Raw genomic sequence first — 11201 nt, 5'->3', positions numbered from 1 at the left:
GAGAGAGATGATGACGATGATTGATGGGCGCCAGATCATTCCTGCAGCCGATCTTCCTCAGAGGGGGGCGGGCAGGTATGACGCGCTGATCGGCGTGGTGCGCTCCTCGGATTCCTTGGCCACCTTCCCTGTGCTGGACCTGCCGACGCCGAAGACCGCCCAGGCCGAGATTGACGCCTTGAAGGCCGGTCAGTCGACCAGTGCCGTCTACAAGGCGACCCTTGCCGAGCTGGAGGCCACGCCGGGCACCTATGTGGGGCAGGGCGGCTTTGTTCCGCTCGTAGGTCAGTACAGCTGGGATGGTGCGCAGTGGGTCAAGATTGCCGATGACCTGCTGGTCAACAAGGCCGATAGGATTCCAACACGTTACGGCATCGCCAATGCGGCTCGTGACGCCGACGATGCTTTGACCCAGGTGGCCGTCACTGAGCGCTCGGTGACTCGTGTGGTGCCCAATGCAGAGTTCTTGGCCGTTTCCAATCGAGCGGTGTATTCGGCATCGGAGGCTGCAGCCGGACTGCCGGTCAACGCGTATCGCTTCTGGATGCAGAACGTTCCGCTTTTGGGCGATATCACCCTGGAGGTCTACCGCCGTGTGCAGGGCGGCACGTCTGCCTATCCGCCGACCGCGAGTGACACGCTACTTGCCTCGGTGACGGTCAACGGTGCGGATCTTGCCGACAGCAATGCATGGCAGTACGTGGAGATCCGCCTCCCGCACGCCGTGACTGTCACCGGACTGGACTTGCTTGTCTGGAAGCTGAGCACCGCCGGCGGCCTGTCGATGGGCATGCGCAACGACGCCAGCGGCGTCACACAGTTCCGCCGGGGCTGGTTCGGCAATGCAGGCGGCACAAGCCAGCTGGTCGGTGCTCCCAATCAGCTGGCTTTCGAGGCGTACTTCCGCGAGGTGGCAAGCGCGCTGGCGCCGCAGATCAACGCCTTGGAGAGCCAGGCCAGCGTCCTGGACCGCAGCTTCAGTCGAGGGTTCGTCGCGTCGGCAGCCCGTGAGCCCAACGAGCAGACCTATCCGCAGAGCGGTGGACATTACGCTTGGACGTTTGGTGCACAGGCCGGCGCGGGCCAAGACGTCGCCGCCGGCGCGTCCATCGACACCTTGGCGCTGATGGTCGAGCTGGCCAATGACGTCGCGAGCATGCGCCTGCGAGTGTGGTCTCGCCCCACAGATTCGGTTACCGCCGGGATCTACCCGGCGAGCGATGGCACGGCGACGCTGCTCTATAGCGGCATCATGACCGTGGCTGAGCTTGGTTTGGAGGCGGTGGCCGGCTTGTGGCAGGACCTTCGCTTCCCGTTCCCCGCCATCCAGACGGTCGACGGGCAGACGTACCTGTTCGAGCTGTGGGGATATACCAACGCGTCTACCCCGGTGGGCATCGGCATTACACGTGCAGCGGACAACGGCTACAACCAGCAGCAGCGTGGATGGTATCGAGGTTCGTCAGCCATCGCCGCTGGCTCGGCGCTTGCCTGGAGGCTGGGTGGCGATGTCTACAGGGTCGCGTCCGATGACAGCGACGACGGCAGCATGCATTTGCTGGAGGCATACGACCTCGAGATCGGAATCGCTGGGCTGTCGGTCTTCGTTCATGGGTCTGCCTATGGTGATGGCCGTAGGGTCGGGGTCAACGCGGCACTGTCCGTCGCTGCAGCGACGTCGGGTGCCGAAACGAAGGAGGGCTACAGCCTCATTTATGACACCGACACGGTGTTCCCAAGCATCGCGGGGGCATGGCTGGGCCGCCGGCATATCAATGGCGTGTCCGCCGTGCGCAGTGACAACGGTGCGGCACTGACGCTCGGGACCGACTATGCGTATCACGTAAACGGCAAGATTCGCGGCCTGCTGAACGTCGCCGCCTACGATGTGGATGCGAGCTATAGCTACAAGCGGGAGCGATACGACCTGGTGCAGATCGACCCGCAGACGCAGGTTGTTACGGTTAAGGCCGGTACCGAGCGCGACTTTGATGCGATCGAGTATCGGCCCGAGCCGGATGCTGGGCGCGTGGTGATTGGCTATCTGCATGTGGTGGGCAACACGGTCACCGCGATCAACGCCTCCAAGTTCCTGGGCGGAGTGGTGCGTCGGGGCAGCGAAGCCGACTGGCAGCAGTTGCTGATGCACAATCGCGCGTGCTTGCGCCGGCTGCTGGCTAAGGCGGCGCACGGGGAGCCTGTGACCGTGGCCAGCTACGGCGATTCCATTGTCGCGGTGCAGCTGGGTGATCCACCGTACACAGCCAACAGCGCAGCGCGTGATCGACCAGAGAACTACCTGATCAACATGCCGGCGGACACGGTTGCCGCACTGCCCAGGCACGATTTCGGCGACGGCGCAGGGCAGGTCCACGTGAAGATCAGTGCCATGTGGGCGCTGGTTGCGGCGTTGGAGATGTTGAGCGGAAATCAGGTCGAGTACCTCAACTTCGGGCGCGGCGGGTCGACCTCTGCCAACACCCTGCACAACGGGCTTTGGCCCGCTCGCCTGCAACCGGTATTGGATTCCGGGGCGGACGTGTTGCTGCTGCACTTCGGCATGAACGAGCTGGGACAGACCACTACGCTGGCCAACATCAAGAGCATCGTCGGCCAAGCGAAGTCGGCCGGTATGGAAGTGGTCATCATGTCCGTGCCGCGCCGCAACGTGGTGGATGGACCGGCCCTGTCCGGCTGGAACTACACCAACAGGGCGCTGTGGCGTGCTGCAGTCGAGGCAGGGGCAGCGTTTGCCCCGCAGCACTGGATCGTCATGGACGAGCAGCTGGGCGGCATGGGCGCCAGTCCGGACTCGCTGGGGGCTGCCGCGCTGTTCAACCATCCAGGCCCGGCGGAGTTCGCGCGGTACGGCCAGGTGCTGGTGGAATCGGTTCTCGGGTGACTGATCCTCACGCGGCAGCAACGCCGCGTGAGGCTTCATTTTCGCCATGTGCTATTCCGCCCAGATCGAAGCCGCCTACCAGAAGCTGGTCCGCATGACCGGCGCCACCGTGTCGCTGCAGGAGTTCGCCGCGCTCTACGCCCACGACCCGGGCAAGAAGCGGCCCAAGACTCCGAAGGCGATGGATGATGCGTTCCGTGGCGGCACCAGCGCAGCAGAGCGGGCCGTGTGGGCGGAAATCCAGCAGTGGAACCAAGCCGAGGCCGCCATTCTCGAACAGGAGCTTTTCGCCAACCGCAAGCGCCTGGCCGATGCGGAGCGATCGCTGCAGGCCAAGGAGACGAAGAAGGCCCGGGAAGACGTGCGGATCGCCGGCAACAAGATCGAGCGCGCCATGGGCAAGTTGGCCGACCTCAAGCGCGCCGAAGGCAAGGACCGGGACAGCCGGATCTTCCCCGGGGTTTACGCCCCGGTGATTGTCTCCGACGGCGGCAAGCTGACGATCAAGCCGATGCGCTATCAATGCCGACTGGCCGGGAAGCCGGCCAACTACGATCAGCGTTTCCCGGGCACCTACAACGCCCGCCGCGACAGCCTGGAGAAGTTCTGGGCGCCAGTCTTCGGTCACACCCACGGCCTGATGGTGGTCGATACCTTCTACGAGAACGTGGAGGGGCCGGAGGGCAAGAACCAGGTGGTGCAGTTCACCCCGCGCACGGGCGAGCCGATGCTGGTGGCCTGCCTGTGGTCGCACTGGATTGACCCGGCCGGCAAGGAGCCGGATCTTCTGTCCTTCGCCGCGATCACCGACGATCCGGAACCCGAGGTGGCCGCCGCCGGCCATGACCGGACCATCATCAACATCAAGCCCGAGCACGTCGACGCCTGGCTGAACCCAGACCCGGCCGACCTGGCCGCGCTGTACCGGATCTTTGACGACAAGCGGCACCCGTTCTACGAGCACCGACTGGCGGCCTGATGCTTGCGGTAATGTGACGGCCGTCTGGGCGTGGCGCCGGAGACTGCGATGGGGCTGCATGCCTCGCTACTTCAGCCTATCGCCGAGGCTGCCTAAGTTGGGGCGGTTTGCCAGTCCCTCCCGGCTGGTCCTCGCAACGTGAAGTATTTGCCTGTATCTGGAAGAAAGCGGTATCTCAGCTAGTGAGAATCCCATTCATTAGTATTGCTGCTAACGATCAGGGTTTGCCGTCACCCCCCGACATGCCTTAACGTTCGCGTTTCACAGAGTTTGACACCGGACGTCTCCAATGACTGTGCCAGAATGGAACGGGGCAGGGGTACTACCGCCCTATGATGTGGATAGCCCAGTGTCTCGGCAGCGCTCGCCCTATGAGGTCACGGTTGCAGACATCATCGCTAAGCTGTCTACCACCCCTCAACGCTGCGCGATCGCCGACGGATTTCTCCGTTACAGGGCGGACCTTCACGCGCTTGGGTTCACCTCTGGTTTTCAATGGATAGACGGCAGTTTTTGTACCGACGTGGAGACGCTTGAAGGAAGAGCGCCTAGCGATATCGACCTTGTGACGTTCCTTGATACGCCTCCGGATATGGATCACGAGGCGGCGTTCGTAGCCAAGCCTGACCTTTTCTTGCAGCCGAGAGAGGCTTACTCCTGTGACGCGTATTTTGTTGAATTGAATGGCGCGACCCCGGAGTACTTGATCGCAAACTCTGCGTATTGGTCGAGCGTATGGGGGCACACTAGGAGTGGCACTTGGAAGGGCTTTTTGCAAGTGAGTCTTGACCCGGAATTCGATGGGCTCGCAAGGGACATGCTGCAGGCAGCCGAGGTGGCCCAATGAGAACTTTTGAAAAGAATTCTCTCAAAAGTGAAATCGCGGAAGTTTCAAGGTTGTTGCGTTTGGCGGGTCCCAAGGATGTTTTTACCCGGATAGGGTTGGAGCGCAGACTTAAGGAGCTCACGACACAGCAGGATCAAGATCCAGGAAATCACTTTCAGTCGCGTGTAACCTTCAAAGGTTCGCCGGTAGTAGGTAGCTACGGTATCTCCGCTTCGTTTGGCGCCAAAGCGATGACAGCGTTTTCAGACGCAGTATCCGCAGTCGGTGCCTCTTTGAGAGGGGTGCTTGCGGCGCGTGGTCCACTACCTGACCGCCCTGATTTTGAAATGCTGATAACGGGGACTGCCGTTGGCTCTTTTGGCTTCGAGCTGGAGAGCAGGAATCGTGAGTTGGTAGAAGGTGGTGCCGTATCAGAGGCTGTCGAGCGAGCGCAAATTCTACTGGAGGCTGCATCACAGGAAGAAGATGACGCCCTTGCGGAAGCGGTTGTAGACCTCGATCGACGTGCGATTGCCACTGTTAGGGCCTTTGCTGAAATTTTGCATCAGCATGGAGCGTTGTGCACAGTCGCTACTGCGCATAGAACTTTTAGTTTCTCTAACAGTCTTGAAGTTGTAAGGAGTGTGACCCGACTTGAGGACGCCAACATCCTGGAGGACGAGCAGACCCTTTCGGGGGTTCTGATTGGCGTGCTCCCTGTGACGAGAACTCTTGAATTTCGTCTCCCGAACGCTGAGGTCATACGTGGCAAAGTGGACCGTTCAGTTGGTGCGCTGGAGACAGTTCACGAGGCTTTGCATAAGCGCTCCACGGTCCGCGTTCGAACTACTCAAGTAGGAGACGGCAAGACTAAGTATTTGTTCGTGGGTAAACCCGATGTACAAGACAACGGGGTCGACCTTTTGGATCATCAGTGAATTCGGCTACAACGGAGTCAGCACCTAGCCGGCGGGATCTCGTGCACTGACGTCGTGTAGTTTGGCGACAGCATATGCTGTCGCATTCCCCAGGCCGGCCGTGCCTGCCAACCCGATGCGCCCAGCCCGGCAGTGCCGCGGCCGAACTTCTGGTTGATCCGGTCCATGGTGGCCATCAGCTTTTCATTGCCGACCACAGTCGGTCCGAACAGATCCGCCTGCAGCTCATCCGGCCGGGCAAGGTCGAGCAGTGCCACGCCTGCCTTCTTGTATCCGATCCCGTCGCGGAGCAGGCCGCGTAGCAGCTTGCGCACGACGCCCAACACCACGGTGGTGTCTGCGGTCGACGCGGGCAAGCCCACAGTCCTGCTGGCATTGTGCTGCCGCAGCTCTGGCCGGAACACGTCGGAATGGGCGAACACCCAGATGCCGGCGGCGACGAGGCCCCGGGCACGCAGCTTCTCGCACGCGCGCACGGCGAAGGTGGCCAGCGCCTGGGCGACGGCTTCGTGGTCGTCGACTCGATCAGCGAATGATCGGCTGACCATGATCTGCTGGCGGTCCGGCTCTACTTCCTCCAGCTCCATGCAGGGATGCCCCTGCAGCTCACGCTGGGTGCGCGCCAGCGTGACTCCGAAGGCGCCCAGGATGTCGTCTGCCGGCGCGTCGCGCAGCGCGGCTGCAGTGGTGATGCCCATCGCCTCTAACCGCGGCGCCAGCCTGCGGCCAACGCCCCACAGATCCCCTACAGGGAAGGTGCGCAGCACGGCGTCGCGGTAGCCGGCGTCCCCGAGGTCGATCACACCGTCGGCGCTCTTGGCCACCTTGTTGGCCAGCTTGGCCAGCGTCTTCGTAGGCCCGATGCCGATGCAGTTGGGGATGCCGGTCCATCGGTGCACACGCTGCCGCAGATCCCGGGCGAACCGCTCGCGGTCCCGCACGCCCTCCACGTCGATGAAGCTCTCATCAATGCTGTAGACCTCCACCCGCGGCGCGGCTTCACGCAAGATGGCCACAACGCGTGCGCTCATGTCTCCGTACAGACCGAAGTTGGCCGAGCGCATCTGCAGTCCGTGGCGACGCACCAGGTGCTTCAGCTCGTGGGCCGGCTGGCCCATCTTGATGCCCAAGGCCTTAGCCTCAGCCGAGCGCGCGATCGCGCAGCCATCGTTGTTGCTCAGCACCACCAGCGGCACGCCGCGCAGCGCCGGCTGAAACACGCGCTCGCAGCTGGCATAGAAGTTGTTCCCGTCAACGAGTCCGAACATTGCCGCCCCGGCGCTTCATCTGGCGAACCACGCCGACCACGGCGAACACCTCCACCTCGGTGGGCTGCTCGAGCACGATCGGCGGGAAGTCTGGATTGGCAGAGTGCAGCTCCATGTGGCTCTCGAACAGCTGCAGCACCTTGCAGGTGGGTTGGTTCCCGTCCCAGATGGCAATGACCAGGTCACCGGCCAGCGGCGTGACCGACCGATCCACCACCAGGATGTCCCCGTCGCTGACGCCGACGCCGCTCATGGACCAGCCATCGGCTCGGTACAGGAAGGTGGCGGCGGGGTTGCGCACCAGTAGGCGATGCAGGTCGATCGCATCGTCCATGAAGTCGTCGGCCGGCGACGGGAAGCCCAGCCGCGCGCGCGCTGCGGCCAGAGGCACGTACTGCGCCGGGCCGTCGATCAAGGCCGGCCCAATGGGCCGCGCCAGGGTGTGGGGGAAGGGGAGGGACTGCATGGGCGTACTCTGGGAGCGGCTTGTCTCACGAGTCGAGACGGCACGCATATTAGTACAATTACTAACGGCTAGCCGTGAGTGAGGATCGGCTGGTTGCTGAACGTGTTCCGCTTCAGTAACGCCGCCGGCGCGCCAGTCGCGGCCTCCGCGACAAGGGGCGGGCATCCTGCAGCAATGGCGAAATGGCACAAGGATCAGGCCTCATTGGAGGCCCAGGCTGCGGCCAAGCTGCAGCAGGCATCGGCACTTGAACAGGATGCCTCCGGTAGCTGGCGGTCCCGCGCACGCCGGCAGCGAAGTGCGCAACGGCTTCGGCAGGCGGCCAGTGGCCATCAGCGCGCCGCCAGCCGGTTGGCAGGCCTGGACTTGCCCGAAGATCTGCCGTTCTAAGAGCCCGCGCTCTTTCGCATCGGCACTACCGTTGCACCTGCACCGGTGAGCAGTTGGTGCAGTGCCTCCACCGCGGCGCGCTTCTCCGCGTCATATTCGAAGAAGTTGTAATGCCGCTTTTGGACGCCGCTGAGGCCGTGAGACTGCAGGTGACCGCGGACTTCTTCCGACAGCCCCAGTGCCGCGAGCCGCGTTTCCACCGTGCGGCGTAGGTCACCCGGTGTGAACGGCGATGCGAGCTCTTCAGCGGCCACCATGTTGCTCACCACCGGATCCATGATTCCCCGGAACACGTCATAGCTGGCCGGCGCCTTCCCGGCGGTAAGCGAGAAAAGGTGCGGCCTGGCGCCGGCGTCGTTGTCTTCGTCGTCGCCGCGCAAGGTGGCGAGATCCGAAGCAATCTGGGGGAGAAGTGGCACCAGGTGCACTCGGGGTAGGCGCCGACGACCCTTGATGTCGAGCAAACGGACGGATCCGGTACCGGTGTCCGCGTCGTGATCGTGATCTGACCACTGCAGCCGGATCAACTGGGCGATGCGCTGCCCGCCGGTCAGTAGGTGGAAGCGCAGTAGAGCGCCCTCCCGCCCAGGCATGCCCTCGATTCTGCGCCAATAGGCGCGAAGCTCAGCCACAGAAAGGACCCGGTCGCGTGGCTGCCCGCTGTCGAGCGTGGCGAGGTCGCGTGCTGGGTTCCTGGACACGTTAAGCGCACGCAGGGCGTCGGGGGCGGCCGCGTCCTGTTTCGCAGCAATTGCAGCCGCGTAGGCCGCGCGCAAGTAGGACCGTATCTTGCCGCCCTCACGCAACTTCTTAGCGCGCACCATGCGTGACAGGATTGGGAGCAGGTCATCCAGCTCGAGTTCGGATGCGGGGCGGGTCCAAAGGGCTGGCCACGGCTCTTCGATGTGGCGCTTGATGGAAGCGCGGGTTGCGGCGGCAGAGACCTTGCCAGCATCCTCCAGACTCTGGGCATAGGCCAACATCAGCGCACCCAGGGTCGCGCCGGATCGGCGCGTCGATTCGGCCAGCGCCTCCGCTTTCGCGCGCTCAGCTGCTGCAGCCTCGGCGGCCATAGCGTCGCGCAGATCCCGGTCGCCGGCCTGATACCGGCGAGACAATGCCGCGGCCGCTTCGCGCGCTGCGGTCAGCGCCAAGCCCGTGCCGATCAGTAGACGATCACGCTGGCCGTTGGCCTTCGTGTACCGGTAGTAGAACCGTAGCTGCCCGCCCGCCAGCTTGCGCACATCCAGGCAACCCGCGCCGCGTGGGGCCGGATCTGACGCCCATTCGCCGACCGGCAATGCGGCCAGTCCCTTCGCTGTAAGCATTCCCTTCATTGCGCCCATTGGTGACCGCTCGGTGACCGTTTGTCCGTGGAAAGTGGTGGACGATGATGGGCGCAGGTGGTCGCACAGCCTGAGAAAATCAACGACTTAGCTTAAAGTCGGGACGCCTATGGAAACTCGTGGAAGCTCTATAGAGGCCTCATAATCCCTTGGTTCCAGGTTCGAATCCTGGTGGGCCCACCAACCCAGCGTGCATGAACGGCTGCTGGTCTGCCTTCAAGGCAACATCTGATCCACACGCAAGGATCGAACATGCCCGACACCCGCCCCCCGGTGGAAGACTTCACCACTGAAATCGAAGACAGCCGGCATCTGTTCGCCTGGTGCCTGGTGCGCTACGGCCAGATTCCCGAAGCGCTGGCAATCGAACAGGCACGCGAACGCTATCCGGACCAGGCCGCCGGCCACGAATACGAGCACGAACTGCTCTTCCACGACGAGCCCTGGCATTGGGCGATGCTGCATGTGCTGGGCGAAGGGTACTGGCACCAGAACCCGGAACTGTTGCAGCCGTCGCTGGAGTACGACACCGAATCGGACGCGCTGTGCCTGGCGCGCGGCGAGCCGATTCCCTTGCTGGATGAGGATGAGTATCTCGGTGCGCTTGCGCACGCGCGCCATATGCATGCGTGGACGTTGATCCATCAGGCAGGGATTGACGAAGAGCAGGCACAGCGGCAGGCGCTTGAGTACTACGCGTACTTTCCGCCGCATCATCGCTGGCGCATGTGCGTCCACGATGCGCGCGCTGCATGGGTCGACGTGATGAGCGTACTGCACATCAATGACTACTGGAGCCGGCCCGAACTGCAGAGGCCGCCTGAGGCGTACTGGCGCGCGTCACGTGCATTCGCCCTGGCGCAGGGGCTCCAGCTGCCGGAAACTCCGCCTCCCTCATGAGAGGGCGCTGCAAGGGTGGCATGATGCGGCTTCCGCCGATCCGTACGACAAGGAGCCCGCATGAAGCGCAGTGCCCGTATGTTCGTCGCCCTGACTACCCTTGCGGCACTGCCTGCCGCTGCAGAGCCGTCCGACTCACCCAGGCGCCCGTCGGTTGACACCCTGCAACGCCTGATCGTCGACAAGGCACCGCAGACGCGCGTAGCAACACCGGACCACGAGCGCATCACCGCACGGCGCATCGATATCGTCGATGACACGGGGGTGATCCGCATGACGCTGTCCGGAAAGACACCGGCACCGATCATCGATGGCCTGCAGTACAAGCGCGCCTTCAACGTGGCCGGCATGGTGCTGTACGACGACAAGGGCAGCGAACGCGGTGGCTTCGGCACCGCCGATGTCGACGGCGGCATGGCGGTGCTTGCGCTGGACCATCCGGCGATGGATGCGATCGGCTGGCGGGTATCGCCGGACGGCGCGGTGAGTTTTTCGATCAACCAGGCGCCGAAGCTGATCCGCGAGCCTGCGCTGGGCAACAAGCTGATTCCTGGGGTGCAAGCACCGACCCGCATCGGTCTGGTGGTCGGGCCTGACGGCACGCCGGCCATCGCCTTGAACGACAAGGCAGACCGCACGCGACTGCGCCTGACTGTCACTGCGGAAGGCTACGGTGCGATCGAGTTCCTCGATGCGCAGGGCAAGGTGATCCACACATTGGCGCCGGAGGCTGAGCTTCGGCGCTAGCGCGTGGGGGGCGCCGATCGGCGCTTACCCGCGCCGCCCTCTGCCATCAATGCTGTACCGCCCGGCCCCGGTGCAGGCCAGCAGCAGGAAGCCACCGGCCAGCCCCAGGTTCTTCAGGAACATGATCTGTTGGGTCTGGTCGGCGAAGTTGTGATGGAAGATGAAAGCGGTGACCAGGCTGAAACCCACCAGCACGATCGACACCAGCCGGGTCTGGAAGCCGAACAGGATGCACAGTCCGCTGCCGATCTCGAAGGCGATGGTGGGCCAGAGCAGGATGCCGGGCACGCCCATCGCTTCCATGTAGCCCTGGGTGCCGCTGAGATCACCGAGCTTGCCCAGGCCGGAGATGAGGAACAGCGCCATCAGCAGGATGCGTGCAAGCAGGTAAGCGAGCGAATGGGATGAGTGGCTCACGTCGGTGTCCTCGGAGATGGCC

General features: G+C 63.5%; 11 protein-coding genes. 7 read left to right on the top strand and 4 right to left on the bottom strand.

Annotated features, from left to right (window positions below; translation table 11 throughout):
* Positions 1-10 precede the first annotated feature (10 nt).
* From ACZK2R_RS20520 to ACZK2R_RS20505, 4 genes are all read left to right on the top strand, one after another.
* Positions 11-2902, top strand: coding sequence for an SGNH/GDSL hydrolase family protein (locus tag ACZK2R_RS20520; protein WP_478487562.1), 2892 nt, complete (start codon positions 11-13; stop codon positions 2900-2902).
* A gap of 46 nt (positions 2903-2948) precedes the next feature.
* The gene (locus ACZK2R_RS20515) at positions 2949-3881 is read left to right on the top strand and encodes an SOS response-associated peptidase family protein (RefSeq protein WP_478487560.1); all 933 of its coding nucleotides are present in this window, start codon (positions 2949-2951) and stop codon (positions 3879-3881) included.
* Positions 3882-4170: 289 nt separating this feature from the next.
* Positions 4171-4728, top strand: coding sequence for a DUF6932 family protein (locus ACZK2R_RS20510; protein ID WP_478487558.1), 558 nt, complete (start codon positions 4171-4173; stop codon positions 4726-4728).
* Positions 4725-5645, top strand: coding sequence for a hypothetical protein (locus ACZK2R_RS20505; protein ID WP_478487556.1), 921 nt, complete (start codon positions 4725-4727; stop codon positions 5643-5645). Before ACZK2R_RS20510 ends, ACZK2R_RS20505 begins: the two co-directional genes overlap by 4 nt.
* Positions 5646-5662: 17 nt before the next feature.
* On the opposite strand, the gene ACZK2R_RS20500 is transcribed toward ACZK2R_RS20505, so the two are convergent.
* Positions 5663-6913, bottom strand: coding sequence for a Y-family DNA polymerase (locus tag ACZK2R_RS20500; RefSeq protein WP_478487554.1), 1251 nt, complete (start codon positions 6911-6913; stop codon positions 5663-5665).
* Entirely contained in the window at positions 6897-7379 is a 483-nt protein-coding gene (locus ACZK2R_RS20495) for a LexA family protein (RefSeq protein WP_478487553.1), read from the bottom strand. Before ACZK2R_RS20495 ends, ACZK2R_RS20500 begins: the two co-directional genes overlap by 17 nt.
* Before the next feature lie 93 nt (positions 7380-7472).
* Here ACZK2R_RS20495 and ACZK2R_RS20490 point away from each other — a divergent pair, with 93 nt between their 5' ends.
* Positions 7473-7769 carry a hypothetical protein gene (locus ACZK2R_RS20490; protein ID WP_478487552.1) on the top strand — a complete coding sequence of 99 codons (297 nt, stop codon included), beginning with the start codon at positions 7473-7475 and terminating at the stop codon, positions 7767-7769.
* On the opposite strand, the gene ACZK2R_RS20485 is transcribed toward ACZK2R_RS20490, so the two are convergent.
* Positions 7766-9106, bottom strand: a complete 1341-nt coding sequence (locus tag ACZK2R_RS20485; protein ID WP_478487550.1) for a tyrosine-type recombinase/integrase — start codon at positions 9104-9106, stop codon at positions 7766-7768. The two genes, ACZK2R_RS20490 and ACZK2R_RS20485, sit on opposite strands and share 4 nt — an antisense overlap.
* Before the next feature lie 261 nt (positions 9107-9367).
* On the opposite strand from ACZK2R_RS20485, the gene ACZK2R_RS20480 reads away from it, so the two are divergent.
* Entirely contained in the window at positions 9368-10015 is a 648-nt protein-coding gene (locus ACZK2R_RS20480) for a hypothetical protein (RefSeq protein ID WP_125892317.1), read from the top strand.
* 60 nt (positions 10016-10075) lie between these two features.
* A complete protein-coding gene (locus ACZK2R_RS20475; RefSeq protein ID WP_049401056.1) occupies positions 10076-10762 on the top strand; it encodes a hypothetical protein in 687 nt (228 codons plus the stop codon).
* Between the two features lie 24 nt (positions 10763-10786).
* On the opposite strand, the gene ACZK2R_RS20470 is transcribed toward ACZK2R_RS20475, so the two are convergent.
* Positions 10787-11179, bottom strand: a complete 393-nt coding sequence (locus ACZK2R_RS20470; protein WP_032128569.1) for a DoxX family protein — start codon at positions 11177-11179, stop codon at positions 10787-10789.
* Between the last annotated feature and the right edge of the window lie 22 nt (positions 11180-11201).

This window comes from Stenotrophomonas sp. 96582_Sma, assembly GCF_056480905.1.
Note: the sequence above shows the minus strand (reverse complement) of the source record. Positions and strands in the feature narration are given on the sequence as shown.

Coding starts and splice junctions, on each gene's coding strand:
- ACZK2R_RS20520 (WP_478487562.1), top strand. CDS start 11: ATGACGATGATTGATGGGCGCCAGATCATTCCTGCAGCCGATCTTCCT.
- ACZK2R_RS20495 (WP_478487553.1), bottom strand. CDS start 7,379: ATGCAGTCCCTCCCCTTCCCCCACACCCTGGCGCGGCCCATTGGGCCG.
- ACZK2R_RS20510 (WP_478487558.1), top strand. CDS start 4,171: ATGACTGTGCCAGAATGGAACGGGGCAGGGGTACTACCGCCCTATGAT.
- ACZK2R_RS20480 (WP_125892317.1), top strand. CDS start 9,368: ATGCCCGACACCCGCCCCCCGGTGGAAGACTTCACCACTGAAATCGAA.
- ACZK2R_RS20505 (WP_478487556.1), top strand. CDS start 4,725: ATGAGAACTTTTGAAAAGAATTCTCTCAAAAGTGAAATCGCGGAAGTT.
- ACZK2R_RS20485 (WP_478487550.1), bottom strand. CDS start 9,106: ATGAAGGGAATGCTTACAGCGAAGGGACTGGCCGCATTGCCGGTCGGC.
- ACZK2R_RS20500 (WP_478487554.1), bottom strand. CDS start 6,913: ATGTTCGGACTCGTTGACGGGAACAACTTCTATGCCAGCTGCGAGCGC.
- ACZK2R_RS20475 (WP_049401056.1), top strand. CDS start 10,076: ATGAAGCGCAGTGCCCGTATGTTCGTCGCCCTGACTACCCTTGCGGCA.
- ACZK2R_RS20515 (WP_478487560.1), top strand. CDS start 2,949: ATGTGCTATTCCGCCCAGATCGAAGCCGCCTACCAGAAGCTGGTCCGC.